This window comes from Mesorhizobium sp. M0106, assembly GCF_040322715.1.
Lineage (GTDB): Bacteria > Pseudomonadota > Alphaproteobacteria > Rhizobiales > Rhizobiaceae > Mesorhizobium.
This window is the reverse complement of sequence record NZ_JAMYUA010000003.1, coordinates 76,084-101,030: the sequence shown is the minus strand read 5'-3', so window position 1 is coordinate 101,030 and position 24,947 is coordinate 76,084. Positions and strand designations below refer to the sequence as shown.

Sequence of the window (24,947 nt, the reverse complement as noted above, 5' to 3'; positions counted from 1 at the left end):
GTCAACGGAGACAACCGATGAGCGGCCTTGCCAATCTGGTGCCGATGGTGATCGAGCAGTCGAGCCGCGGCGAACGTGCCTTCGACATATTTTCGCGGCTGCTGCGCGAGCGCATCGTCTTCATCAACGGGGCGATCGACGACGGCACCTCGGCGCTGGTCTGCGCCCAGCTTCTGTCGTTGGAATCCGACAATCCCGACAAGGAGGTCTCGCTCTACATCAACTCGCCGGGCGGCGTGGTGACCAGCGGTTTCGCCATCTACGATACGATGCAGTATATCAGCTGCCCGGTCTCCACCGTTTGTATGGGCTTCGCCGCCTCGATGGCCTCGTTCCTTTTGATGGCCGGCACACCGGGGCGGCGCATCGCGCTACCCAACACTAGCATCGTGCTGCATCAGCCTCTCGGCGGCTTCCAGGGCCAAGCCTCCGACATCCAGCGCCATGCCGAGGGCATCCTTCGCACCAAGCGGCGCATGACCGATCTTTACGCCCACCATTGCGGCCGCACCTACGATGAAGTGGAACGCACGCTCGACCGAGACTTTTTCATGACCGCGCAGGAGGCCAAGGATTGGGGCCTCGTCGACCATGTTTTCGGTACTCGCAAACAGGCCGCGTGAGGCACCTTCCAACGGAACTGAGCGATATGAGCGCCGGCAACTTTCAGCGCCGTTGGTCTGGCTTCGGCGCTATCGCCGCACTATAGTCCGGTGATGATCGCGAACCGTTTATCCAGCGTGTTATGCCTTGCCGTCGCCACCGTTGCCGGCACGAACATGCTGGTGGGTATGGCACTTGCCCAAGATAATTCGACGTCTTCGCAAAAGGGCGCCCTGCCCGGTGTGACCAGCGATTATCGCATCGCCGAGCCAGCGCCGCAGCCTGAGCCTGACGACGTGGCTCCAGGCAACGGCAACGGCACCTTCAAGATTGGCGATACCGACGTTCGGATTTCCGGCAGCATCACCATCGATGTCGCTACCGGCGGGATCAGGCCCTCCAGCCGCTAAGTTCGCCTGGTGTGAACCACAAATATTGCGCTTCAAACGAACAGCCCCGCCATTGCTTTTGCAACTGACGGGGCTTCTTGGATCTGAAATCCAAATTGCCGGGAGTGTACTGCCGGCTTTTTATTTCGGATGCTTCGCGGCATTCAGCCGACGATCCGACTAGCAGTCTCTGATTTTATGGGGATCGGCAGGTCCGTTTGGCGGGCAGCGAAAACGCCTGACCCTGGCCACTTATACCTGCCGCGGCTCCAGCGACACGTGGAGCCTCAAGGAACAATCCGGTGGAGTCATGCCTCTGCTCTCCTTCTGTTCGTTGCGACTGTCGTCGAAGCGCTCATCGCATAACCCGCGGCGTCTCGCAGGCTAGCCCCAGGCCGCGAGGCCATCGAAAGACGGCCGGCTTCGTTGACAATTGGATTCTGCCCCCATGACGCGGGGACGTCAACCTTGAATAGCCGGGTTGCCGAAAAATGTGATCGCGAGACGCTTTGTGAAGCCGGCTGCGCGGGCAGCTTTTGTCAGGAGCGTGTTCGGCCTTTGTTCTTTCCGCTTGCCCGTTCGCGCGAAAGGCGGTTAAACGCTTTGGTCGAGAGTTGTGGCGTCTCTCGAAAAGGCGGCGAAATTACCTACATAGGGGATGGTCGGGAAAACCCGCCCATCCCACGAATTCCAGATTCTGAGGCGGCGACCGGCGATGGCCGACCATAAATATCTCTCCATTCGCGGGGCACGCGAACACAATCTGAAGAATGTCGATCTCGACCTGCCGCGTGACAGCCTGATCGTCATGACCGGCCTGTCGGGGTCGGGCAAGTCGTCGCTTGCCTTCGACACCATCTACGCCGAGGGCCAGCGCCGCTACGTCGAGAGCCTTTCGGCCTATGCACGGCAATTCCTCGAAATGATGCAGAAGCCTGACGTCGACCAGATCGACGGCCTGTCGCCGGCCATCTCCATCGAGCAGAAGACCACCTCGAAGAACCCACGTTCGACGGTCGGCACCGTCACCGAGATCTACGATTATATGCGGCTTTTGTTCGCCCGCGTCGGTGTACCCTATTCACCGGCCACCGGCCTGCCGATCGAGAGCCAGACGGTTTCGCAGATGGTCGACCGGGTGCTTGCTGTCGAGGAAGGCACCCGGCTGTTCATTCTGGCGCCGATGGTGCGCGGCCGCAAAGGCGAGTACCGCAAGGAACTGCTGGAGCTGCAGAAGAAGGGTTTTCAGCGCGTCAAAGTCGATGGCGTCTTCTATGAGATCGCCGACGTGCCGGCGCTGGACAAGAAGTACAAGCACGACATCGACGTCGTCGTCGACCGCATCGTCGTGCGCGGCGATCTGGCGACGCGGCTCGCCGATTCCATCGAGACCGCGCTGAAGCTGGCCGACGGGCTGGCAGTGGCGGAATTTGCCGACAAGCCGCTCGACGCCAGCCAGACCGGCGAGGATTCGGTCAACAAATCGAAGAACGAGACGCATGAACGCATGCTGTTCTCGGAAAAGTTCGCCTGCCCGGTATCCGGCTTCACCATTCCCGAGATCGAGCCCAGGCTATTCTCCTTCAACAATCCGTTCGGCGCCTGCCCGACCTGCGACGGGCTCGGCAGCCAACGCGCCATTGATGCCAGCCTGGTCGTGCCCGACGAGAATGTCTCGCTGCGCGCCGGCGCCGTCAGCCCTTGGGCGAAGTCGAGCTCGCCCTACTATGCGCAGACGCTGGAAGCGCTGGGCATTGCCTATGGCTTCAAGCTCGGCGACAAGTTCAAGGATTTGAGCGAGGAGGCAAAGCAAGCCGTCCTGCACGGCACCGGCGAGCGCGAAATCACCTTCCATTATGATGACGGTCTGCGCTCCTACAAAACGACGAAAACCTTCGAGGGCGTCATCCCCAATCTCGAGCGCCGCTGGAAGGAAACCGAATCCGCCTGGATGCGCGAGGAGATCGAGCGCTTCATGTCGGCCACGCCCTGCCCGGCCTGCCGCGGCTATCGGCTGAAGCCCGAGGCGCTCGCGGTCAAGATCGCCGGCAAGCACATTGGCGAGGTCACCGAGCTGTCCATCCGCAAGGCCGACCAGTGGTTCACCGATCTGCCCGCTTCGCTCAACGACAAGCAGAACGAGATTGCGGTGCGCGTGCTCAAGGAAATCCGCGAGCGGCTGCGCTTCCTCAACGATGTCGGTCTCGACTATCTGACGCTGTCGCGCAACTCCGGCACGTTGTCGGGCGGCGAGAGCCAGCGCATCCGGCTGGCTTCGCAGATCGGCTCCGGCCTGACCGGCGTGCTCTATGTGCTCGACGAGCCGTCGATCGGCCTGCACCAGCGCGACAATGCCCGCCTGCTCGACACGCTGAAGCATCTGCGCGACATCGGCAACACGGTCATCGTCGTCGAGCATGACGAGGACGCCATCCTGCATGCCGACTACGTCGTCGATATCGGCCCGGCGGCCGGCATTCATGGCGGCCACATCATCGCCCAGGGCACGCCGCAGCAGATCATGGCGACGCCCGCTTCGATCACCGGTAAATATCTGTCGGGCGAGCTCGAAGTGGCGACGCCGGCAGCGCGGCGTGAGGCCAAGAAGAACCGCCGGCTGAAGGTCGTCGGCGCGCGCGGCAACAATCTGAAGAACGTCACCGCCGAAATCCCGCTCGGCACGTTTACCGCCGTCACCGGCGTATCCGGCGGCGGCAAGTCGACCTTCCTGATCGAGACCCTGTTCAAGGCGGCGTCGCGCCGCATCATGGGCTCGCGCGAGCATCCGGCCGAGCATGACCGCATCGAGGGGTTGGAATTCCTCGACAAGGTCATCGACATCGACCAGTCGCCGATCGGGCGCACCCCGCGCTCCAACCCCGCCACCTACACCGGCGCCTTCACGCCGATCCGCGACTGGTTCGCCGGCTTGCCGGAGGCGAAGGCGCGCGGCTACCAGCCGGGCCGCTTCTCGTTCAACGTCAAGGGCGGCCGCTGCGAGGCTTGCCAGGGCGACGGCGTCATCAAGATCGAGATGCATTTCCTGCCCGACGTCTATGTCACCTGCGACGTCTGCCACGGCAAGCGCTACAACCGCGAGACGCTCGACGTCCTGTTCAAGGGCAAGTCGATCGCCGACGTTCTCGACATGACGGTCGAGGAAGGCGTCGATTTCTTCGCCGCCGTGCCCGGCGTGCGCGACAAGCTGGAGACGCTGAAACGGGTCGGCCTCGGCTACATCCATGTTGGCCAGCAGGCAACGACTTTGTCGGGCGGCGAGGCGCAGCGCATCAAGCTTGCCAAGGAACTGTCGCGCAAGGCGACCGGCAAGACGCTCTACATTCTCGATGAGCCAACCACCGGCCTGCATTTCCACGACGTCGCCAAGCTGCTTGAAGTGCTGCACGAGCTGGTCGACCAGGGCAACACGGTCGTCGTCATCGAGCACAATCTAGAGGTGATCAAGACCGCTGACTGGGTGCTCGATCTTGGCCCCGAAGGTGGCGACGGCGGCGGCGAGCTGGTAGCGTCCGGCATGCCGGAGGACATCGTCCGCGAAAAACGCAGCTATACCGGCCAGTTCTTGAGGGAATTGCTGGAGCGGCGCCCCGGAGGCAAGCGCGAAGCGGCGGAGTGATGGCAAAGAACGGTCTCATCACGGTCCAAAGCCGCTTCGGCGTGGCCGAGACGATCGATCGCCTGGTCGGGACTGTGGAAGGTGCAGGATTGCTGGTCTTCGCCCGCATTGACCACGCCGCCGGTGCGCGCAGTGTCGAAGCTTCCCTGCGTCCGACCCAGCTTCTGATTTTTGGCAACCCGAAAGGCGGGACGCCGCTGATGCAGGACCGGCAGCTTGCCGGCATTGATCTGCCGGTCAAGGCACTGGCTTGGGAGGATAAGCAAGGCAAGGTCTGGCTCTCCTACAATGACGCGCACTGGCTCGCTGAGCGCCACGGCTTGGGCGACGCCAGTCGCAATGCCGTCGCCGCGATAGCGGCCGGCATGGACAAGGTGATTGCGGCCGCTGCCGGCGCGGGCCAGTTTTGATCATGAGAGCCGCTCGGGCCGATGATCTCCCCACGGTGATCTCGCTCACCACCGACGCCTACGCGCCCTACACTGCCCTGTTCGGAGCGCCGCCGATCCCCGTCACCGAGGATTATGCGCCGCGCATCGAACGCGGCGAGGTCTGGCTTTCGGAGCACGACGGAAAGCCGGCCGGCTTGATCGTTCTCGAACGACATGCGGACCATACAATGATCTTCAGCGTCGCCGTTGCGCCCGCCTTTCAGGGCAAGGGTTTCGGCATCGGGCTGCTCGACTGGGCCGAGCAACAGACGCGCCTGTGGAGCTTGCTTGAAATCCGACTCTACACCAATGCCAGAATGGAACGGAACGTTTCGTTGTATAATGCCTACGGCTTTCGCGAAACGGGTCGCCGGCCCAATCCATATCGGCCAGGATGGACGGTCGTCGACATGGCGAAAGCCGTCGAGACGACCGCCATCGCGTGATCCTTTTCTGCAAACCGGGAGGACGACCATGACTCAATCAGGAACAATCCGCGCCGGCATGGGCGGCTGGACCTTCGAGCCGTGGGACACGTCCTTCTACCCGGACAAATTGTCGAAGGCCAAGCAACTGCATTATGCCAGCCGGCAGGTGCCCACTGTCGAGGTCAACGGCACCTATTATTCGAGCTTCAAGGAGCCGACCTTCGTCAAATGGGCCAACGAGGCGCCGGATGGTTTCGTCTATTCGCTGAAGGGCAACCGCTTCGTCACCAACCGCCGCGTGCTCGGCGAGGCCGGGGAATCGATCATGCGCTTCCTCGGGTCGGGCGTCGCGGCACTTGGCGACAAGCTCGGGCCGATCCTGTGGCAGTTCGCGCCGACCAAGAAATTCGACCCGGACGATTTCGAGGCCTTCCTCAAGCTGTTGCCGGAAAAGCAGGACGGCGTTGCGCTGCGCCACGCCGTCGAGGTGCGCAACGACAGCTTCGTCGTGCCGGAGTTCGCCGCCTTGGCGCGAAAGCACAAGGCCGCCATCGTCTATGCCGACCACGCCAAATATCCGGGGATTGCCGACGTCACCGGCGATTTCATCTATACCCGGCTGCAGACCGGCAGCGACGACAATCCCGATTGCTACACGCCAAAGGCGCTCGATGAATGGGCGGCGCGCGCAAAAACCTGGGCGGAAGGCAAGGTGCCGGCCGACCTGTCGCGCGCCGATCCTTCAACCGACGCGCCGGTCAAGCCACGCGATGTGTTTGTCTACTTCATCACCGAGGGCAAGGTCCGCGCTCCATTCGGCGCCATCGCGCTGATGAAGCGGGTCGCAGGCTGACGCCCCGCTGTCGGTGGTCCGCCTGGCTTGGTCCTAAACTACCGGCTATGCGGCGCGTTCGTCCGGACGCCGATCAACCCTGACGATCTCGTTGAAAGCATCGAGATCGACATAGAAGACCTTGGTGATCTCCGCGATGAGTTCGTCATGGTCATACCCCTGCGATTTCAGAATGTTGATGGCTGTCAGGATATCGACGCGCTCCGTGAGCCGTCGTTTCTGGTAGTCCTCGACATAGCGCTCCATCGTCTGGCCCTGGCTCCCAAGCACCCGAAATGTTGGACGACAACAGATCGCTGGAAGGGCTTGCGCGCAAGCGTGCGGACGCAGCCGCGCCTTCCCCTGATCTGCCAAGTTGAAACTGCTACGGAAAGCGGCCGACTCACCAGGCCAAGCAAAATCTAGCACGCAATCTGCAGCGCGCCAGAGTTGCAAAGTAATGGAATCAATAAGAATTCAGACAGTCAGGAATTTGCGGACGTCCGCCCGGTCGAGATCCTCGGCGGGGCCGGTATGGACGATCTGACCGCGGTCCATGATGTTGACCTCGTCGGCCAATTCCCGGCAGAAGTCGAGATATTGTTCGACCAGAAGCACGGCGATACCGGCCTGGTCGCGCAGATAGCGGATGGCGCGGCCGATGTCCTTGATGATCGACGGCTGGATGCCTTCGGTCGGCTCGTCGAGCACCAGCAGCTTCGGCCGCATCACCAGCGCCCTGCCGATGGCAAGCTGCTGCTGCTGGCCGCCGGAAAGATCGCCGCCGCGGCGCGCGAGCATCTGCTTCAGCACCGGAAACAATTCGAAGACGTGACCGGGAATGTTGCGATCGGCGCGCTTCAACGGCGCAAAACCCGATTCGAGGTTTTCCCGCACCGTAAGCAGCGGAAATATCTCCCTGCCCTGCGGCACGAATGCGATGCCCGACCGGGCGCGATCATACGCCGCGCTCCGGTCGAGCGCCTTCCCCTCGAAGGCAACGCTTCCGCTCGTCAGCCGGTGATGGCCGACGATCGATCTCATCAAACTGGTCTTGCCGACGCCGTTGCGGCCGAGCACGCAGGTGATCTTGCCGGCGCCGGCCTTCAGCGAGACGCCGCGCAGCGCCTGGGCAGCGCCGTAGTGCAGCGTGGCATTGGAGACTTCGAGCATGGTCAGCGCTTTCTCCAACGCGTGAAGAACGAAAGGTCGAAATGATGGAACGGAACGCGCCAGACCATGTTCATCTCCCCAGATAGACTTCGACGACGCGCTCGTCGGCCGAAACGAAGTCGAGGCTGCCCTCGGAAAGCACCGAGCCTTCGTGCAGGCAGGTAACCTTGACGCCGAGCTCGCGCACGAAATGCATGTCGTGCTCGACGACGATGACAGAATGGTCGCGCGCGATATCCCGGAGCAGCCGCGCGGTTTCCTCGGTCTCGGCGTCGGTCATGCCGGCAACCGGTTCGTCGACCAGCAGCAGCTTCGGATCCTGCGCCAGAAGCATGCCGATCTCGAGCCATTGCTTTTGGCCGTGGCTCAGATTGGCGGCGAGTTCGTCACGCTTGTCGCCAAGCCGGATGATGCCGAGGATGTCGTCGATCTGCCGCACGTCCGCGGCCGAGCGACGATGGAACAGTGCCGGGAAGATCGAGCGCGGGCCTTTCAGCGCCAGCATCAGATTGTCCTCGATCATGTGGCTTTCGAAGACGGTCGGCTTCTGGAATTTACGGCCGATGCCCATCATGGCGATTTCGGCCTCGTCGTGTTTGGTTAGGTCGACCTCACCATTGAAGAAAACTTCACCCGCGTCGGGCCGCGTCTTGCCGGTGACGACGTCCATCATCGTCGTCTTTCCGGCGCCGTTGGGGCCGATGATCGCCCGCATCTCGCCCTTGTCGAGCACCAGCGAAAGGTTGTTGATGGCGCGAAACCCGTCGAAGGAAACCGACACGCCGTCGAGATAGAGGATGGTGTTGCTCTTCGACATCAGGCCATCACTCCGCCGGCTGCGGTTCGGCGCCGGAGGCCGACCAGTCGCCCGGCCTTCTCGCCGCCGAGCGGTCGGTTTTCGGCGGCACCGGCGCATCGGGATCGATGCCGGCTTCTTCGGCAACCGAGGCCGCCCGCAGCGCCTTGGCGTTGCCGCGCCAGGAATCCCACATGCCGATGATGCCCTTGGGCAGGAACAGCGTGACGGCGACAAACAGTCCGCCCAGCGCAAACAGCCAGAATTCAGGCAGCACGCCGGTGAACCAGGATTTACCGGCATTGACCAGAAGCGCGCCGATGATCGGCCCAACGATGGTGCCGCGCCCGCCGACGGCCGCCCACACCACCACCTCGATCGAATTGGACGGCTCGAATTCGCCAGGGTTGATGATGCCGACCTGTGGCACGTAAAGCGCACCGGCGATGCCGGCCATCACCGCCGACACGGTGAAGGCGAACAGTTTGACGTTCTCCGCCCGCCAGCCGAGGAAGCGTGTGCGGCTTTCGGCGTCGCGCACCGCCATCAAAAGCTTGCCGTACTTGGAACCGACGATTGCCCAGGTGACGAAGACGGCAAACGCCAGCATGACGGCGCTGGCCGCGAACAGCGCCGAGCGCGTCATGTCGGCCTGCACGTTGAAGCCCAAAATGTCCTTGAAATCAGTCAGGCCGTTATTGCCGCCGAAACCCATGTCGTTGCGGAAAAAGGCAAGCAGCAGCGCATAGGTCATCGCCTGGGTGATGATCGACAGGTAGACGCCGGTGACGCGGCTGCGGAAGGCAAACCAGCCGAAGACGAAGGCGAGCAGGCCGGGCACCGCAAGCACCATGATCGCGGCAAACCAGAAATGGTCGAAACCATACCAGAACCATGGCAATTCCTTGTAGTTAAGGAACACCATGAAATCCGGCAGCAACGGATTGCCATAGACGCCTCGCGAGCCGATCTGGCGCATCAGATACATGCCCATCGCATAACCGCCGAGCGCGAAGAAGGCGCCGTGGCCGAGCGAGAGGATGCCGCAATAGCCCCAGACGAGATCGAGCGCCAAGGCGAGCAGCGCGTAGCAGAGGTATTTGCCGGTGAGCGCAACGATATAGGACGGCACGTAAAACGCACTTGTCGGCGAGACCGCAAGATTGAGCAGCGGCACGATGATGGCGACCGCCAGCAGGATGAAGATGGTGATGGCGACACGGCGGTCGGCGCCGGCGGCAAAGAAGCGTCCCGTGATCATGCTTCCACCGACCTGCCCTTTAGCGCGAACAGACCGCGCGGGCGTTTCTGGATGAACAGGATGATCAGCACCAGGACGACAATCTTGCCGAGCACTGCTCCGGCATAAGGCTCGAGGAACTTGTTGACGATGCCGAGCGAGAAAGCGCCGACCAGCGTGCCCCAGAGATTGCCGACACCGCCGAAAACGACGACCATGAAGCTGTCGATGATGTAGCCGCGGCCGAGATTGGGCGAGACGTTGTCGATCTGGCTGAGCGCGACACCGGCGATGCCGGCAATGCCGGAGCCGAGTGCAAACGTTAGCGCATCGACCCAAGGCGTCCTGATGCCCATCGAGGCGGCCATGCGGCGATTGGCGGTGACGGCACGCATCTGCAGCCCCCAGGGCGTGCGTTTCATCACGTAGAGCAGCACAGCGAACACGCCGAGCGCGAATACCAGGATCCAGAGCCGGTTCCAGGTCACGGCAAGCTGGCCGATATTGAACGAGCCGGACATCCAGGACGGGTTGCCGACCTCCTGGTTGGTCGGCCCGAAGATGGTGCGTACGGCTTGCTGCAGGATCAGCGACACACCCCATGTCGCCAGCAGTGTCTCCAGCGGCCGGCCGTAGAGGAAGCGGATCAGCCCGCGCTCGATGACAAGGCCGACGAGCGCCGCCACCAGGAAGGCCAGCGGCAGGGCGATGACCAGCGACCAGTCGAACAGGCCGGGAAAGGAATTGCGGATAACCTCCTGCACGACGAAGGTCGTGTAGGCGCCGAGCATGACCATCTCGCCATGCGCCATGTTGATGACGCCCATGACGCCGAAGGTGATGGCAAGGCCAATCGCCGCCAGCAGCAGCACCGATCCGAGCGATATGCCGTACCAGACGTTCTGGCCGGCATCCCACAGCGCCAGCGTCGAATTGATGTTGGATATCGCCGCGGTCGCCGCGTCCTTCACCGCACCTTCGGAACTGGCCTCTACCGACGTGAGCAGCGACACCGCATCGCGGTCGCCGCGCGCACCTATGAGCGCGATCGCCGCCAGTTTGTCGGCCTCCGGCCTGTCGGAAACGAGAATCGACGCGGCGCGGGCCTGTTCTAGCAGCGCCTTGACGCTTGCCACGCTCTCATTGGCGATCGCGGTGTCGAGCGGCTCGATGTTTGCCGCGTCCGGCGTCTTGAACATTGTGTCGGCGGCGGCAATGCGCACGGCCGGATCCTTGGAGCCAAGCGTCAGTGTGCCCAGCGCGTCGCGAATGACGCGGCGCAGCGTGTTGTTGACCTTGATCTTGCTGATGTCGGCCTTGGCAGCTTCGCCCGATCTTTCGCCGGTAAGCGCATCGAGCAGCTCGATGCCGTCGCCGCTCTCCTTGCCGACAAAGACCAGTGAATCGGCCTTGCGCACGTAAAGGCTGCCCTCCGCAAGCGCGGCAAGCGGCCGTTCTACGGCCGGATCGCCGGAAGCCGCAAGCTCGCGCACCACGGCTTCTATCGCCGGAAAATTGGCGGCGGTGGCGAATTTGGCGATGACCACGCGCAGATCTGCTTCGCTGGCGTTCGACGGCAGCAGCGTCCCCAGGAGAAGGAGCAGCATCAGGCCAATCGCGCGGATCAGGATCATTGGTTTCTGGTGGCTCTTGAAGATTGAATGTCGCCTCCGGGCAGGCTGGAGGAGGAGCCTGCCCGGAGGCTTGCGGGTCTGGGAGGACAGACCGGGAGGATCAGTTGGTTCCCTTGCCGCCGCATTTGCCGGTGGCAACGTTGAAGTTGCCGCAGGACAGAGGCGCGCGCCAATCGGAGATCAGGTCCTTGGAGTCAGGCAGATAGTCGGACCACTCGTCGCCCATCACTAGGCCCGGCGTCTGCGAGACGGTTTCGAACTGGCCGTCGGCCTGGATTTCGCCGATCAGCACCGGCTTGGTGATGTGATGGTTCGGCATCATCGTCGAATAACCGCCGGTCAGGTTCGGCACCGAGACGCCGACCATGGCGTCGATGACCTTGTCCGGATCGGTGGTGCCGGCCTTCTCGACCGCCTTCACCCACATGTTGAAGCCGATATAATGGGCTTCCATCGGGTCGTTGGTGGTGCGCTTGTCGTTCTTGATGAACTTGTGCCAGTCGGCGATGAACTTCGCGTTCTCGGGCGTATCGACGCTTTCGAAATAGTTCCAGGCGGCGAGATGGCCGACCAGCGGCGCAGTGTCCAGACCGGCAAGCTCTTCCTCGCCGACCGAGAACGCCATGACCGGGATGTCCTCGGCCTTGATGCCCTGGTTGCCGAGCTCCTTGTAGAATGGCACGTTGGCGTCGCCATTGACAGTCGAAACGACGGCGGTCTTCTTGCCGGCCGAGCCGAACTTCTTGATCGCCGAGACTTCGGTCTGCCAGTCGGAGAAACCGAACGGCGTGTAGTTGACCATGATGTCTTCGGCGGCAACGCCCTTCGCCTTCAGATAGGCCTCGAGGATTTTGTTGGTGGTGCGCGGGTAGACGTAGTCGGTGCCTTCGAGCACCCAGCGCTTCACCGAACCGCCGTCCTCGCTCATCAGATAGTCGACCGCGGGAATGGCCTGCTGGTTCGGCGCCGCACCGGTGTAGAACACGTTGCGCTCGCTTTCCTCGCCTTCGTACTGGACGGGGTAGAACAGGATGTTGTCGAGCTCGCTGAACACGGGCAGCACCGATTTGCGCGACACCGAGGTCCAGCAGCCGAACACCGCCGCGACCTTGTCCTTCGAGATCAGCTCGCGCGCCTTTTCGGCGAATAGCGGCCAGTTGGAAGCCGGATCGACGACGACCGCCTCGAGCTTCTTGCCGAGTAGGCCGCCCTTGGCATTCTGCTCTTCGATGAGCATCAGCATGGCGTCCTTCAGCGTCGTCTCCGAGATCGCCATGGTTCCCGACAGCGAATGGAGGATGCCGACCTTGATGGTGTCGTCGGCCGCCTTGGCGGGAATGCTCATCAGCAGGCCGGCGGTGACCACGCCGGCCGAAAACATTTTTGTTATTGTCGAGAAACTGCCCCTCATACTTTTAAACTCCCAAGCTGGTTAACTGCATCGGAACAGACCATGCAACGGCTGTGCCAATCACCGGCGAAAGATCGGAGGGTTTGAGATTTCCCAGCCCTGTCAGTCGGTTAATGTATTAGCCGCAGGATATGAACCTCGCCTGCTTGGTTTGAAATGAAAAAAGATCACTCGTATCAGCCTAAGTTTTACTCATATACAGGCCAATGCCCGAATTTTGAGCAGCATCATATGAGCGCTGGCGAGGATTGCAGCGCCGCAGCGAAATGGGGCAAGTTCGACCCTTAAACGAGCGACGCCATGGCCTTCCGAACGTCTTGCATTTTCATCACCATGCTTCTGCTGGCGACGACGACCGTAGCGCGCGCCGGCTTCAGCGACGGCAAGCTGCCGGACGGCTCCTATCATTGCGAAGTCTATCTGCTAGGCATGTTCCTCAGCCTCGGCGACATCGCCATCAAGGGAAACGTCTATAGCGGTCCGGTTAGCTTCGGCACCGCGCCGCAGAGTTATAACTACCAGATGGATGCAGACGGTGTGATTACCTGGCTGGGTCCGCTGGGCGGTTACACCAGCGGTGGCAACTCGATCTCGCTTACGCAGGCGACGCTGGAAAGCGGAACCACCCCGTCCTTCGACATCATCATGAAGCAGCCAGACGGCGCCTTTACCGCCTCGACCTGCACGAAGCGTTGAAAAAAGTGCGGAACCTGGCGAGGTGCCATACTCCGAAGCAGAAAGCCGCCTAGCTCTCCGCCGCCATGTCGAGCGCTAGCCGGGTCATATCGGTGAACAGCCCCTGGCGTTCGGAATAGTCGGTCTGCTCGCCGGTTGCCACATTGTCGACGACGGTCAGGATCGACAGCGCCCGGGCGCCGAAATCGGCCGCAATGCGGTAGAGTGCGCTGGTTTCCATATCCACGGCGAGCGCCCCCTGTGCCTGTGCTTCGGCAAAGCGTTCGCGCCCCAGCGGATGATAAAAAATATCGCTGCAGATGGTCAGCCCGGCCCGATGGTCGATGCCGAGTTCCGCAGCCCGGGCCAACGCCTGGGCCAACAATGCCGGATCGGGGCCGGCATCGGCACGATAGAGCCCAAAAACCTGGCCGCTCTCCGCATTTTCGCCACGCACCGATTGCGCGATCACCAGGCTGCGCAGCACCACCTCAGCGGTCAGGCCGCCGCAGGTGCCGGTGCGGATCAACGTTTTCGCACCGTAGAAATCCAGCAGCTCGTGCACGTAGACCAGGAATGACGGGACGCCGATGCCGGTGGACTGGACGCTGACAGGCTTGCCGCGAAACAACCCGGTAAAGCCGAGCGCGCCGCGGCGGCGGTTGACGCAGCGCGGCGCTTCCAGAAAGGTCTCCGCCATCCATTCAGCGCGCTGCGGGTCACCCGGCAGCAGCACCGTGCTTGCGTAGTCGCCTTTGCTAGCCTCGTTGTGTGGCGTCACGGCATGCTTTCCAAAACCCGTCGCCCGTTTCGCCTGCAATCATGGCAGTCTCACGACATTGCGCAAGCGGAGCGTTGGAAGGGTCAGGATTCAAGCATGTCCTTTACGATCGTGGCCAATTGCTTGAGCGAAAACGGCTTCGGCAAGAAGCCGAAATGCGCGTCGGCCGGCAAGTTCTTGGCGAACGCGTCTTCGGCATAGCCGGACACGAAGATAAACTTGATGTCGGGTTGCCGTTTGCGCAATTCGCCAAGCAGCGTCGGGCCATCCATTTCCGGCATCACCACGTCCGACACCACGACGTCGACCTTGCCGCCGAGCGCTTCGTAGACTTCAAGCGCCTCGACGCCCGACGACGCCTCGTGGACGGTGTAGCCGCGCGATTTCAGCGCCCGCATGCCGCCCATGCGCACGGCGTCCTCGTCCTCGACCAGCAGCACCGTGGCCGAGCCCGACAGATCCTTGGCTGAGTCGGCGATCTTGGCAGGGGCGGCCGGCACTTCTCCAGCCTCGCCCGCCTTCCTTGCCTCCGCAATGTGCCGCGGCAGGAAGATGCGGAACACGGATCCCTTGCCGACTTCGGAATCGCAGAAGATGAAGCCGCCTGTCTGCTTGATGATGCCATAGACCATGGACAGGCCGAGGCCGGTTCCCTTGCCAACCTCCTTTGTCGTGAAGAAGGGTTCGAAGATCTTTTTCAGCACATCAGGCGCGATGCCGCTGCCGCTGTCCTCGACCTCGACCAGCACATAGTCGGCCGGAGTAAGTTCGCGGTAGGAAAAGGTCTTGCACTCTCCGGCGCTGACGTTGCGGGTGCGTACGGTGAGGTCGCCGCCGGCCGGCATCGCATCGCGCGCATTGACCGCCAGATTGACCACCACTTGCTCGAACTGCCCGATATCGACCCTGACCGGCCACAGGTCGCGGCCATGGTCGATCTTGAGCTTGATGTCGTTGCCGACCAGCCGGGCAAGCAGCATCCTGAGATCGGCGAGCACATCGGTCAGGTTGAGCACCTCCGGCCGCAGCGTCTGCTTGCGCGAGAAGGCCAGCAACTGCCGCACCAGCGAGGCCGCCCGGTTGGCATTCTGCTTGATGTTCATGATGTCCGGGAACGACGGATCGGACGGCCGGTGGTTGGTCAACAGCAGGTCCGAGGCCATGATGATGGCGGTCAGCACATTGTTGAAATCATGCGCGATGCCGCCGGCGAGTTGGCCGACCGCCTGCATCTTCTGGCTCTGCGCCATCTGGCCCTCGAGGGCCTTTTGCTCAGTGGTCTCCACGGCATAGACAATGGCCGATTCCTCGGCGCCCTCGCCACCGGTACCGTCTGCGACCGCGTTGACGTAGAAGCGTATGTGGCGCTCCTCATTGCCGGGCAGCACCGTATCGATCGGCTCGATGTCAGCCTGTTGCTGGCGTGCCTTTTCGAACGCCGCGGCGAAAGCCGGCCGGTCGCGCTCGTGGATCACCGTATCCAGCCGCACACGCCGATCGACCGCGTCGCGGTCGACGACCGAGGAAAACAGCGACAGGAACGGCGCATTGGTGCGCAGGATGCGGCCGGCATGGTCGACGCCGGCTATCGCCATCGGCGTCGAGTTGAAGAACCGCGTGAAGCGTATTTCCGATGCGCGGAGGTCGGCCGAAGCGTCCTCGCCTTGCGTCCGGTTGAGCACGATGGTGCGAGTCGGGCCGTTGAGCCCCTCTCGGCTGGCCGAGACACGATGCATGAAGCGCACCGGCAGCGCCTCGCCGGTCATCGTCGTCAGATCGAGGTCGATAACGGCATTGCGCGTGGTACCAGCGTCGGCCTTGACCGAACGGACCAGCGCCATGCCGTCGCCGGCGACGATCTCCGGCAGCGTGATGGCGCCGGGAGTGAAGCTGGCCAGGTCGATGCCCAGCCACTCCGCAAGGGTCGCGTTGACATAGGTGACGCGGCCTTCCTGGTCGGCCGAAAAGAAGCCGGCCGGCGCATGGTCGAGGTGATCGATCGCCTTTTGCAGGTCGAGAAAGAACCGCTCCTGCTCGGCTCGTTCCTGCGAGATGTCGGCAAGCTGCCAGGCAAGCATGGGCAGCCGCTGGCCGGGAACGCTGAAGGCGCGGGCCCGAACGCGGTACCAGCGAGCGCCCGGTTCGGCGCCTGGCCGAATGGACTGCGCGAGCCGAAACTCGCCGTCGCCAGGCTGGCCGTCACGCAGGCCGGACGCCAGCCGGTATATGGTCACCGAGGCCTCGGGAACGTCTGAAAGCAAACCTTCGACCGTCTTGAGGTCGGCGGCCGACTCGGCACCCGTCATATCGGCATAGGTCCGGTTGGCGTAGATGATACGGCCTTTGGTGTCGGTGACCAGGAGACCTTGCGACATCGAATCGACGAAAGCTTTCGACAGTTCGTCGCTTGTCGAGCGCGGCGTGATGTGCACGAAGCCGATCGCAGTGGCGAATAGAAAGCCGACGCCGATCATCGCCAGCACGCCAAGCATGCCAAGCAGGAATGGATCGCCAAGGCGCTCGCGGAAAAGGCCGAAGACGATCGCTGCCCCAGTCAGGACGACGATGAAGACGATAAGCCGGGTGACCGCTCCCGGTCGCGTGTTCTGGTCGACGATAGGTACCGGATAGAAATCGCCGCGCGCTTCCTTGGCCATGTGCCCCCTGCTCGTGAATTCCGGTGTCGGTTGAATCATATTCTCAGGGTTGGGAAAAGGCCCGGCTGCAGATGTCCGCTAAAAATGACGCCGTTCGGCTCCCGGCGTTTCAAGCTGTTCACGAAGCGTGAAAGGCAACTTGCGGTGGCCTGCCGCAACAGTCTAGTGTCGCTTCTCTTCGAAAGCTGATTTTGGGGGAACCAATGCTGCAATGGCTGGATGGCGTGGCGGGTCCTGGTTATGCCGCAGCAATCCTATGGACGTTTGCAGTACTTGTCCTTCTGCTCATCATTCTTCTTATCATCAGGCTGGTCCGCAGCCTGACGTTCGGGACATTCGTCGCCGGCGGCAGGAACCCCAAGACGCGGCTGGCTGTCATGGATGCCACAGCGGTCGACAGTCACCGGCGGCTGGTGCTGGTGCGCCGTGACGATATCGAGCACCTGCTCTTGATCGGTGGTCCGACCGACGTCGTTGTCGAGCGCGACATCAGGCTCTCGGCGCTGCGGCGCCCGGCATTGACCGGAGACAACGGCCACCAGCCGGCAGCAAGGTCTGCTTCGACCACAGCCGCGCCGGTGAGGCAAGCGCCACCGCAGCCGGCAAGCGTAACCGCGACCCCTGTCCGAGCCCGCCAGACGGCGACGATGCCGGTAACAATGCCGGCGCCGGCGCCGAAACCGGCATCGAACGTCACACCGTTGCCAAGTTATGGATCCGTCAACGCCAATGCCTCGCGGCATGCGCAGCCGCCGGCAAGACAGGACTCCCCGGCAAGATACGAGCCGCCGGCACAGCACGAGTCGATTGACGATGCGCTGATGAAGGAGCTGGAGGTTTCCCTCGACGAGCCACGCTTCAGCCAAACGCCGAGCAAGCCGGTGGCGAAGGCATCGCCCTCTCTCGACGACGAGATGACGAAGCTCCTCGGCGAGTTGTCCAATCAGAAAAGATAGGCCGATAGCGAACGGCCAATGAAAATGGCCGGAAAACCGGCCATTGTGAACGCTTTACCGATGCCGCTGTTTTTCCCGGCGACTCAGTCGTCGCGGTAGACCTTCTCGCGCCGCTCATGGCGCTCCTGTGCCTCGATCGACAAGGTGGCGATCGGGCGCGCGTCGAGCCGCTTCAGCGCGATCGGCTCGCCCGTCTCCTCGCAATAACCGTAAGTGCCTTCGTCAAGGCGCTGGAGGGCCGAATCGATCTTGGAGATGAGTTTTCGCTGGCGATCGCGGGCGCGAAGTTCGATGGCGCGGTCGGTTTCGGAGGAGGCGCGATCGGCGAGGTCGGGGTGGTTGGCGTTTTCCTGCTGCAGGATTTCGAGAGTTTCGCGCGCTTCGCGCAAGATGTCGTTCTTCCAGGTGACGAGCTTCATGCGAAAGTAGGATTTCTGCCGCTCGTTCATGAACGGCTCGTCTTCGGAGGGCACGTAATCGGCGGTAACGATGTCGTTCATTCGACTCACCCAACAAACCCCAAATTTGGCGCCTATATATTCGCGGACCGAAAGCTGCACAAGGTCAATCGACAACAGTTTCACGCAATTGTTAGTCTCGGACAAACCAGCATCGGCGATGCCCTTTTTGCGAAGAATACGACCGAATCCGTACATGATTCGCTATGCTTGAGGGTGCTTGCCATTGCGCACGGAGCTCTTCTGATGGCAAATCCTGCGGCGTGCTGACGGGTTCGGTGCCCGGCACAACGGGGACCCGGTGATCAGACTTTACCTCCTGAGGCATGCGAAGGCCGGCTGGGCGCTGCCTGGCGTGGCTGACTTCGACCGCCCGCTCGATCCATCCGGCTTCGCCGATGCCGAAGCGATGGGCGTGCTGATGCGTTCGCGCAAATATGCACCGGCCCTCACCCTGTGCTCAAGCGCCAGGCGCGCCCGCCAGACGCTGGAAAGCTTGGCTGGCCATACGGACACGGGCCGGGTGCTGTTCTGTGACACCCTCTACAGCGACGATGCCGCCGCATACCTCACTGCCATCCGGCAGAATGGCGGGCTGGATGCCTTGCTCGTCATCGGCCACAATCCGATGATTGAGGATCTCGCCATGGCGCTCTCAGGCGACGGCGACGAGACCGCGCGGGCCATGCTGAACCACGGCTTCCCGACCTCCGCACTTGCGGTGGTCCGGTTCAACGGCAGACTTGCCGAGGCTGCGCCAGGCACCGGCTATCTCGAAGCCTTCCTGACGCCTGCCGATATCTGAGGCCATTTCAAAGCCGCGCATCAAAGCCTATATCGGATCCTGACCGGCCCGCGAGAACAGATTTGGCATCATCGCTGACGACTTTTACCGACGAGGCGAAGATTGCCTTGGATACGTTGTCAGGCCGCGCTGCCGGGCTTTTCGCTCCGTCACTGCGTCTTGGCGTGACCGGGCTGTCTCGCGCCGGCAAGACGGTGTTCATCTCGGCCCTTGTGCACAATCTGGTCCATGGCGGACGCTTGCCGCTGTTTGAGGCACAAAAATCGGGGCGCATCGCCCGCGCTTTTCTCGAAGAGCAGCCGGACGACGCCGTACCACGCTTCCAGTACGAGGATCACATCGCGGCTCTTGTCGACGACCGCGTCTGGCCGGATTCGACGCGTGCGATTTCCGAACTGAGGCTGACCATCGAATACGAATCGGCCTCTGGCTGGAGCCGCATGTTTTCCGCCGGCAAATTGTCGGTCGACATCGTCGATTATCCCGGCGAATGGCTGCTCGACCTGCCGCTGCTCGGCAAGTCCTACGCCGATTTTTCGCGTGAGGCCTTCGAGATGGCCGTGTTGCCGGTGCGTGTCGATCTTTCGCGGGAATGGCAGGCGCTCTCCGCCTCCGTCGACCCCAACGCCGACGCCGACGAGATGACGGCGCGCCGTCTCGCCGAGAGCTTCGCCGCCTATCTCAAGGCCTGCAAACTTGACGAGCGGGCGCTTTCGACCCTGCCGCCCGGCCGCTTCCTGATGCCCGGCGATCTTGAAGGCTCGCCCGCTCTCACCTTCGCGCCGCTGCCGAATCTGGGCGGCCGGCGCGCCCGCTCGGGATCGCTGCAGGCTATGATGGAGCGGCGCTACGAGGCTTACAAGACGCATGTCGTCAAGCCGTTCTTTCGCGAACACATCACGCGTCTCGACCGCCAGATCGTGCTCATCGACGCATTGCAGGCATTGAATGCCGGCCCCGGTGCGATGGCCGATCTGGAGCGCGCGGTCACCGAAATCCTGTCCTGTTTCCGGCCCGGCCGGGGCAACTTCCTGACCGACCTGTTTTCGAGGCGTATCGACCGCATATTGGTGGCCGCGACCAAGGCCGACCATCTGCACCACGAAAGCCACGACCGGCTGCAGGCGATCGTGCGGCGGCTAGCCGACCGAGCCGTGGCGCGGGCGAATTTCACCGGCGCCGACGTCGACGTCGTCGCTATGGCTGCCATGCGCGCGACCCGGGAAGGCACGGTCAAGCAGGGCCGCGAGACTTTGCCGGTCATTATCGGCACGCCATTGCGCGGCGAAAAAATCGATGGCAAAACCTTTGACGGAAAGACCGAAACAGCCATATTTCCCGGTGACTTGCCGGAGAACGTTGATGCGGTGTTCGACGTTTCCGAATCGACCCGCCCGCAGAACAATGACGACCCCGCGATCCGCTTCGTGCGCTTTCGCCCGCCGAAACTCGAGCGCACCGCCGAGGGTGTGACGCTGTCGCTGCCGCATATCAGGCTCGACCGCGCGCTGCAGTTCCTGATCGGAGATCATCTCGCATGAGTGCGCCCCGCAGACCGGCGGCCTTTCGCATAGAGCCGGAGCCCCAGCAGAAGGAAGATTCGACGGCTCACCATGCTGCGTCCGAGGCCGCGCCGGCGCGAAAGCCGCGTACCGTGACGGCGGATCTTGCCGTGGTCACACCGGCGGAGATCGACGTCTTCGACGAGCCTGATATCGTCGCTGCCGAACCGCCGCCGGCGATTGCGCCGCGAAAACGTTCGCCGCTTGGCAGCCTGTTCTTCGGCGCGCTGGGCGTTCTGGTTTCGCTCGCCGTCGGCCTCTGGACCGACCAGCTGATTCGCGACCTGTTCGAGCGCGCCGAGTGGCTGGGCTGGCTGGCTGCCGCTATGGCCGCGATCGCCATCCTGGCGCTTCTGATCATCCTCGTGCGCGAATTCATGGCGATTGCCCGCCTTGCCGAGGTCGAAAAGTTGCAGAAGCGGGCGCTCGATGCGATTGCCCGTGACGATCCGAAGGCCGCCCGCGCCGTGGTCGACGAGTTGTCGGTCTTTGTCTCGGCCAAGCCTGAAACCGCGGCAGGCAGGCGCTCGCTGGCCGAATTGCGCGGCGAGATCATTGACGGCGGCAATCTGGTGCGGCTGGCCGAGACCGAGATACTCGGCCCGCTCGATGCCCGCGCCAGGGTGATGATCCTCGAAGCGGCGAAGCGCGTCTCCCTGGTGACCGCGGTCAGCCCCCGCGCGCTGGTCGACGTCGCTTATGTCGTGTTCGAAGCCGGCCGGTTGATTCGCCGGCTGTCGGAGCTTTATGGCGGCCGCCCCGGCACGCTTGGCTTTTTTCGCCTGGCGCGCAGCGTTCTGGCCCATCTCGCGGTCACCGGGTCGATCGCCGTCGGCGACAGTTTCGTCCAGCAGATCGTCGGCCACGGCCTTGCCGCCCGGCTCTCGGCCAAGCTCGGCGAAGGCGTCGTCAACGGCATGATGACTGCGCGCATCGGCATTGCAGCGATGGAAACCGCAAGGCCCCTGCCCTTTTACGCAGTCAGGCGGCCCGGATTGGGCGATTTCCTCTCCGCGCTGACCTCCTTTGCAGCAAAGAAAGAAAAAGAAACGTCCGCTTCCGGAACGTGACTATTGCCTTGGGGTGACAAAGCATTAACCAATCTTGTCCATGGTCGGAAGCGTCCAACCAGTCTCTTTGTTGCCGGGTGTCGTCGATGAAAAGCGTTATTCTGTCCAGCGGGCTGCCCGTGGCGCTCGCGCTTGTCGCAACCGTCGGCATTGCCGGAAAGACCTCGGCGGCGGAACCGGACAAGCAGTTCTTTCGGTCGGTCGAAGGCAAATGGGTCGGCCCCGGGGAAATCGTTGCCGGCAAATACAAGGGCACGAAATTCACCTGCAGCTTCATCGGCTCGACGCCTGACGGCAAGGTCGGCATGTCGCTCGACGGCGGCTGCCGGGTAGGCATGTTCACCCAGCAGATGTCGGCAACGATCGAACACAAGGGCCGGCAGGGCTACAAGGGCAGCTTTATGGGCGGGGCCGCCGGCTCCGGCCTCGACATTATCGGCGGCAATGTCGTCGATGCGCACAAGGTGGTTTTCACCATCAATCGCAATCAGTTGCGCGGCGTTATGCAGGCGCTTGTCCCCGACGACAATTCGATGACGGTGACCGTTGCCGTGCGCGTCGACCAGCAGCTGGTCCCGGTCATCGGCATGAAGTTGAAGCGGGTCGATGCAGTCGAGGTCGGCTCCATAACTCCGAACTGAGCTTTCGGCGTGAAAAAGGCGGCAACCAAACGGCGCCGCCCTCTTTGATATGCAAATGGGTGCTCAACCCTTGATCGCGGCAATCACTTCGTCATAGGCCTTGCAGGCCTCGGCTGCTGTCGTGCCGCCCTGGTACTTGGTTGTGACCGCCTGGACCTTGGCCCCGAGGTCGGCTGCCTTGGCCGGACCCTTGGTAATCGCAACCTGAAGCAACGCCCGGGAGCCCATTATCCTGTGCAGTGCGCCTGCAATATCGCCTTCACAACGCGCCGGATTCGCACTGTTCGATCCGCTCCGAAGCCCCTATCTTGGCCGCTTGACTCCCAGGAGAGCGGAACGGCAGGCATGGCGGCAGAGGCATCGAACGGCGATCTGATCCAGGTGGTGGCGCTGCTCGCCGCCGGCGTCGTTGCGGTGCCGATCTTCAGGCGCATCGGACTTGGCTCCATCCTCGGCTATTTGACGGCCGGCGTCGTGATCGGTCCGTTCGGGCTGCGCATCTTTTCCGAATCGGAAGCCATTCTTCATGTCGCCGAACTCGGCGTCGTCATGTTCCTGTTCATCATCGGGCTGGAGATGCAGCCGTCACGGCTATGGGGCATGCGCCGCGAGATTTTCGGGCTTGGCGCGCTGCAGGTCGGCGTCTGCGCGGTCCTGCTGACCGCCGTCGGGCTGGCGGGAGGTTTTCCTATCGCGCAATCCTTCGTCGCCGGCGCCGGTTTCGTGCTCACCTCGACGGCAATCGTCATGCAATTGCTGGAAGAACGCGGCGAACTGGCCACGCCCAAGGGCCAGCGCATCGTCTCGGTCCTGCTCTTGGAAGACTTGGCCATCGTGCCATTGCTGGCGCTGATCGCCTTCCTCGCGCCGGGCGGCGCCGATATGAGCCTGTCGGATCGGTTGACGGAGGTCGGCATCGGCCTTGCCGCGATCGTCGGGCTGGTGCTTGCAGGACGCTATCTGCTCAATCCGTTCTTCCGTATTCTGGCGGATGCGCGCGCCCGTGAGGTGATGACCGCAGCCGCCCTTCTGGTCGTGCTCGGGTCGGCGCTCGCCATGCAGCTTTCCGGCCTGTCGATGGCGATGGGCGCCTTCCTGGCCGGCGTGCTTTTGTCGGAATCGACCTTCCGCCACCAGCTGGAGGCCGACATCGAACCATTCCGCGGCATTCTGCTCGGACTGTTCTTCCTCGCCGTCGGCATGTCGCTCGACCTGCATGTGGTCGTCGTCAACTGGCAGCTCATTGCCATCTATGTCGTCGCCTACATGATGATGAAGGCGATCGGCATCTATATCGTCGCCCGCATTCTCAAAACCGGCCACCGGGAAGCACTCGAGCGCGCGGTCTTCATGGCGCAAGGCGGCGAATTCGCCTTCGTCCTCTATTCCGCAGCGGCGGCTGTCGGTATCATCGATAGCCAGGCCAATGCGATGCTGACCGCCATCGTCATCATTTCCATGGTGCTGACGCCCTTAGCGATCATAGCATTGCGGTATCTGACGCCACGCGACGAGCAGTCGCTTGAAGGCGTCGATGTCGCCGAAGGCCTGACCGGCAGCGTGCTGATCATCGGCTTTGGCCGGTTCGGCCAGATCGCCAGCCAGCCGCTTTTGTTGCGCGGGATTGATGTGTCGATCATCGACAATGAGGTCGAGATGATCCAGGCGGCGGCCGATTTCGGCTTCAAGGTCTATTACGGCGACGGCACGCGGCTGGACATCCTGCGTGCCGCGGGCGCCGGGCGCGCACGCGCCGTGCTGATCTGCGTTGACAAGCCCGATGCCGCCGTGCGCATCGCCGAGCTCATCAAGGCGGAGTTTCCGTTGCTGACGGTGCTGGCGCGGGCTTTCGACCGCGGCACGGCGTTGCAGCTCATTCGTGCCGGCGTCGACTATCAGCTCCGTGAGACGTTCGAATCGGCGCTTGTCTTCGGCGGCTCGACACTGGAAGCTCTCGGCGTCGATCCGGAAGAGGTCGCCGAGGTAGTCGAGGACGTCCGCCGCCGCGATGCTGCCCGTTTCGAACTTCAACAGGCAGAAGGCATCCGCGCCGGGCGGCGCTTCCTCAAAGGCAATATCGGCACCCCCATCCCGACGCCGCTCAGCACGCCACGGCGCGTGGGCCAGGCGCTCAACGAGGAGACCGCCGGCGTGCTGCAGAAATCCGAACCGGCCGATTAAACGTTGGAAAGACGCGAATGATGAACGAACTGGACGAGCGCGCTGTCTCGATCACCAGATTCTGGCGCGACGCCGGGGAGGACGCGTGGTTCGAGAAGAACGACGCCTTTGATGCCGACTTCCGCACCCGGTTTCTCGATCTGCACTTTGCCGCCGCCCGCCGCGAATGCGACGGCTGGTCCGAACACGCCGAAGGGTCGCTGGCACTGATGATCCTGCTCGACCAGTTTCCGCGAAACTGCTTTCGCGCCACCGGCCACATGTACGCCACGGACCCGCTGGCGCGGCATTTCGCCGGGAAAGCGATCGCTGCCGGCCATGACCTGGCACTCGACGAAGAGCTCCGCGTTTTTCTCTATCTGCCCTATGAGCATTCGGAGGACCTCGCCGATCAGCTCAAATCGGTAGAGCTTACCGCCGCCAAAGCCCCGATCTATCTGAAATATGCGATCGAGCATCGCGACATCATCCAGCGCTTCGGCCGCTTTCCGCATCGAAACAGGATGCTTGGCCGCGAGACGACACCGGACGAACAAATGTTCCTCGACGGAGGTGGGTTCTCCGGCTGATTTCAGGCACCGATGGCG

The 24,947-nt window shown here is 62.6% G+C and carries 24 protein-coding genes; 14 read left to right on the top strand and 10 right to left on the bottom strand.

All coding sequences use genetic code 11. The features are described 5' to 3' along the window. Window positions 1–17: 17 nt before the first annotated feature. The 6 genes from NKJ55_RS03970 to NKJ55_RS03945 all read left to right on the top strand — a co-directional run bounded on the left by NKJ55_RS03970 (window position 18) and on the right by NKJ55_RS03945 (window position 6,341). Window positions 18–623, top strand: coding sequence for an ATP-dependent Clp protease proteolytic subunit (locus NKJ55_RS03970; protein WP_352448757.1), 606 nt, complete (start codon window positions 18–20; stop codon window positions 621–623). A gap of 93 nt (window positions 624–716) precedes the next feature. Next, on the top strand, window positions 717–1,013 hold the full coding sequence (locus tag NKJ55_RS03965; protein WP_352448962.1) for a hypothetical protein: 297 nt from the start codon (window positions 717–719) through the stop codon (window positions 1,011–1,013). 694 nt (window positions 1,014–1,707) lie between these two features. Beyond that, window positions 1,708–4,629 (top strand): excinuclease ABC subunit UvrA, encoded by a 2,922-nt coding sequence (uvrA, locus tag NKJ55_RS03960; RefSeq protein ID WP_352448756.1) that lies wholly within the window; start codon window positions 1,708–1,710, stop codon window positions 4,627–4,629. Then, the gene (locus tag NKJ55_RS03955; RefSeq protein ID WP_352448755.1) at window positions 4,629–5,039 is read left to right on the top strand and encodes a DUF302 domain-containing protein; all 411 of its coding nucleotides are present in this window, start codon (window positions 4,629–4,631) and stop codon (window positions 5,037–5,039) included. Before uvrA ends, NKJ55_RS03955 begins: the two co-directional genes overlap by 1 nt. Next, a complete protein-coding gene (locus NKJ55_RS03950) occupies window positions 5,036–5,506 on the top strand; it encodes a GNAT family N-acetyltransferase (RefSeq protein WP_352448754.1) in 471 nt (156 codons plus the stop codon). The genes NKJ55_RS03955 and NKJ55_RS03950 overlap by 4 nt, the downstream gene beginning before the upstream one ends. 28 nt (window positions 5,507–5,534) lie before the next feature. After that, window positions 5,535–6,341, top strand: coding sequence for a DUF72 domain-containing protein (locus tag NKJ55_RS03945; protein WP_352448753.1), 807 nt, complete (start codon window positions 5,535–5,537; stop codon window positions 6,339–6,341). Window positions 6,342–6,386: 45 nt separating this feature from the next. Here NKJ55_RS03945 and NKJ55_RS03940 read toward each other — a convergent pair whose 3' ends face one another. The 6 genes from NKJ55_RS03940 to urtA all read right to left on the bottom strand — a co-directional run bounded on the left by NKJ55_RS03940 (window position 6,387) and on the right by urtA (window position 12,574). Continuing rightward, window positions 6,387–6,587, bottom strand: coding sequence for a hypothetical protein (locus NKJ55_RS03940; protein ID WP_023674857.1), 201 nt, complete (start codon window positions 6,585–6,587; stop codon window positions 6,387–6,389). Between the two features lie 210 nt (window positions 6,588–6,797). Beyond that, window positions 6,798–7,493 carry an urea ABC transporter ATP-binding subunit UrtE gene (gene urtE, locus NKJ55_RS03935; RefSeq protein ID WP_126041867.1) on the bottom strand — a complete coding sequence of 232 codons (696 nt, stop codon included), beginning with the start codon at window positions 7,491–7,493 and terminating at the stop codon, window positions 6,798–6,800. A gap of 70 nt (window positions 7,494–7,563) precedes the next feature. Next, window positions 7,564–8,310, bottom strand: coding sequence for an urea ABC transporter ATP-binding protein UrtD (urtD, locus tag NKJ55_RS03930; protein ID WP_352448752.1), 747 nt, complete (start codon window positions 8,308–8,310; stop codon window positions 7,564–7,566). Window positions 8,311–8,317: 7 nt separating this feature from the next. Continuing rightward, window positions 8,318–9,550, bottom strand: coding sequence for an urea ABC transporter permease subunit UrtC (gene urtC / locus NKJ55_RS03925; protein ID WP_352448751.1), 1,233 nt, complete (start codon window positions 9,548–9,550; stop codon window positions 8,318–8,320). After that, on the bottom strand, window positions 9,547–11,163 hold the full coding sequence (urtB, locus tag NKJ55_RS03920; protein ID WP_352448749.1) for an urea ABC transporter permease subunit UrtB: 1,617 nt from the start codon (window positions 11,161–11,163) through the stop codon (window positions 9,547–9,549). The genes urtC and urtB overlap by 4 nt, the downstream gene beginning before the upstream one ends. 100 nt (window positions 11,164–11,263) lie before the next feature. Next, window positions 11,264–12,574: an urea ABC transporter substrate-binding protein gene (urtA, locus tag NKJ55_RS03915; RefSeq protein WP_352448748.1), complete on the bottom strand. Its 1,311-nt coding sequence runs from the start codon at window positions 12,572–12,574 to the stop codon at window positions 11,264–11,266. 300 nt (window positions 12,575–12,874) lie between these two features. Between urtA and NKJ55_RS03910 the strand changes: the two genes are divergently transcribed. Beyond that, window positions 12,875–13,270, top strand: a complete 396-nt coding sequence (locus tag NKJ55_RS03910; RefSeq protein ID WP_352448747.1) for a hypothetical protein — start codon at window positions 12,875–12,877, stop codon at window positions 13,268–13,270. A 49-nt stretch (window positions 13,271–13,319) separates the two neighbouring features. Here the strand turns inward: NKJ55_RS03910 and NKJ55_RS03905 are convergent, their stop codons facing one another. Both NKJ55_RS03905 and cckA read right to left on the bottom strand, forming a co-directional pair. Then, window positions 13,320–14,030, bottom strand: coding sequence for a purine-nucleoside phosphorylase (locus NKJ55_RS03905; RefSeq protein WP_352448746.1), 711 nt, complete (start codon window positions 14,028–14,030; stop codon window positions 13,320–13,322). A gap of 83 nt (window positions 14,031–14,113) precedes the next feature. Further along, on the bottom strand, window positions 14,114–16,687 hold the full coding sequence (cckA, locus tag NKJ55_RS03900) for a cell cycle histidine kinase CckA (RefSeq protein WP_352448745.1): 2,574 nt from the start codon (window positions 16,685–16,687) through the stop codon (window positions 14,114–14,116). A 203-nt stretch (window positions 16,688–16,890) separates the two neighbouring features. On the opposite strand from cckA, the gene NKJ55_RS03895 reads away from it, so the two are divergent. Further along, window positions 16,891–17,643, top strand: a complete 753-nt coding sequence (locus NKJ55_RS03895) for a hypothetical protein (protein ID WP_352448744.1) — start codon at window positions 16,891–16,893, stop codon at window positions 17,641–17,643. Window positions 17,644–17,726: 83 nt separating this feature from the next. Here the strand turns inward: NKJ55_RS03895 and dksA are convergent, their stop codons facing one another. Continuing rightward, window positions 17,727–18,143 (bottom strand): RNA polymerase-binding protein DksA, encoded by a 417-nt coding sequence (dksA, locus tag NKJ55_RS03890; protein WP_023674847.1) that lies wholly within the window; start codon window positions 18,141–18,143, stop codon window positions 17,727–17,729. 259 nt (window positions 18,144–18,402) lie between these two features. Here dksA and NKJ55_RS03885 point away from each other — a divergent pair, with 259 nt between their 5' ends. From NKJ55_RS03885 to NKJ55_RS03870, 4 genes are all read left to right on the top strand, one after another. Continuing rightward, entirely contained in the window at window positions 18,403–18,906 is a 504-nt protein-coding gene (locus tag NKJ55_RS03885) for a SixA phosphatase family protein (RefSeq protein ID WP_352448743.1), read from the top strand. Window positions 18,907–18,968: 62 nt separating this feature from the next. Continuing rightward, entirely contained in the window at window positions 18,969–20,447 is a 1,479-nt protein-coding gene (locus tag NKJ55_RS03880; RefSeq protein WP_352448742.1) for a YcjX family GTP-binding protein, read from the top strand. Then, entirely contained in the window at window positions 20,444–21,538 is a 1,095-nt protein-coding gene (locus NKJ55_RS03875) for a YcjF family protein (RefSeq protein ID WP_352448741.1), read from the top strand. The genes NKJ55_RS03880 and NKJ55_RS03875 overlap by 4 nt, the downstream gene beginning before the upstream one ends. Before the next feature lie 86 nt (window positions 21,539–21,624). Continuing rightward, on the top strand, window positions 21,625–22,179 hold the full coding sequence (locus NKJ55_RS03870) for a hypothetical protein (RefSeq protein WP_352448740.1): 555 nt from the start codon (window positions 21,625–21,627) through the stop codon (window positions 22,177–22,179). Window positions 22,180–22,242: 63 nt separating this feature from the next. Here the strand turns inward: NKJ55_RS03870 and NKJ55_RS03865 are convergent, their stop codons facing one another. Then, the gene (locus NKJ55_RS03865) at window positions 22,243–22,392 is read right to left on the bottom strand and encodes a hypothetical protein (protein WP_352448739.1); all 150 of its coding nucleotides are present in this window, start codon (window positions 22,390–22,392) and stop codon (window positions 22,243–22,245) included. A gap of 132 nt (window positions 22,393–22,524) precedes the next feature. Between NKJ55_RS03865 and NKJ55_RS03860 the strand changes: the two genes are divergently transcribed. Beyond that, window positions 22,525–24,360: a monovalent cation:proton antiporter-2 (CPA2) family protein gene (locus NKJ55_RS03860; protein WP_352448738.1), complete on the top strand. Its 1,836-nt coding sequence runs from the start codon at window positions 22,525–22,527 to the stop codon at window positions 24,358–24,360. 20 nt (window positions 24,361–24,380) lie between these two features. Further along, complete coding sequence (locus tag NKJ55_RS03855) at window positions 24,381–24,929, top strand: DUF924 family protein (protein WP_352448961.1); 549 nt, start codon at window positions 24,381–24,383, stop codon at window positions 24,927–24,929. Window positions 24,930–24,947: the final 18 nt, after the last annotated feature.

Coding starts and splice junctions, on each gene's coding strand:
- NKJ55_RS03970 (WP_352448757.1), top strand. CDS start 18: ATGAGCGGCCTTGCCAATCTGGTGCCGATGGTGATCGAGCAGTCGAGC.
- NKJ55_RS03965 (WP_352448962.1), top strand. CDS start 717: ATGATCGCGAACCGTTTATCCAGCGTGTTATGCCTTGCCGTCGCCACC.
- uvrA (WP_352448756.1), top strand. CDS start 1,708: ATGGCCGACCATAAATATCTCTCCATTCGCGGGGCACGCGAACACAAT.
- NKJ55_RS03955 (WP_352448755.1), top strand. CDS start 4,629: ATGGCAAAGAACGGTCTCATCACGGTCCAAAGCCGCTTCGGCGTGGCC.
- NKJ55_RS03945 (WP_352448753.1), top strand. CDS start 5,535: ATGACTCAATCAGGAACAATCCGCGCCGGCATGGGCGGCTGGACCTTC.
- NKJ55_RS03940 (WP_023674857.1), bottom strand. CDS start 6,587: ATGGAGCGCTATGTCGAGGACTACCAGAAACGACGGCTCACGGAGCGC.
- urtE (WP_126041867.1), bottom strand. CDS start 7,493: ATGCTCGAAGTCTCCAATGCCACGCTGCACTACGGCGCTGCCCAGGCG.
- urtD (WP_352448752.1), bottom strand. CDS start 8,310: ATGTCGAAGAGCAACACCATCCTCTATCTCGACGGCGTGTCGGTTTCC.
- urtC (WP_352448751.1), bottom strand. CDS start 9,550: ATGATCACGGGACGCTTCTTTGCCGCCGGCGCCGACCGCCGTGTCGCC.
- urtB (WP_352448749.1), bottom strand. CDS start 11,163: ATGATCCTGATCCGCGCGATTGGCCTGATGCTGCTCCTTCTCCTGGGG.
- urtA (WP_352448748.1), bottom strand. CDS start 12,574: ATGAGGGGCAGTTTCTCGACAATAACAAAAATGTTTTCGGCCGGCGTG.
- NKJ55_RS03910 (WP_352448747.1), top strand. CDS start 12,875: ATGGCCTTCCGAACGTCTTGCATTTTCATCACCATGCTTCTGCTGGCG.
- cckA (WP_352448745.1), bottom strand. CDS start 16,687: ATGGCCAAGGAAGCGCGCGGCGATTTCTATCCGGTACCTATCGTCGAC.
- NKJ55_RS03895 (WP_352448744.1), top strand. CDS start 16,891: ATGCTGCAATGGCTGGATGGCGTGGCGGGTCCTGGTTATGCCGCAGCA.
- dksA (WP_023674847.1), bottom strand. CDS start 18,143: ATGAACGACATCGTTACCGCCGATTACGTGCCCTCCGAAGACGAGCCG.
- NKJ55_RS03875 (WP_352448741.1), top strand. CDS start 20,444: ATGAGTGCGCCCCGCAGACCGGCGGCCTTTCGCATAGAGCCGGAGCCC.
- NKJ55_RS03870 (WP_352448740.1), top strand. CDS start 21,625: ATGAAAAGCGTTATTCTGTCCAGCGGGCTGCCCGTGGCGCTCGCGCTT.
- NKJ55_RS03860 (WP_352448738.1), top strand. CDS start 22,525: ATGGCGGCAGAGGCATCGAACGGCGATCTGATCCAGGTGGTGGCGCTG.
- NKJ55_RS03855 (WP_352448961.1), top strand. CDS start 24,381: ATGAACGAACTGGACGAGCGCGCTGTCTCGATCACCAGATTCTGGCGC.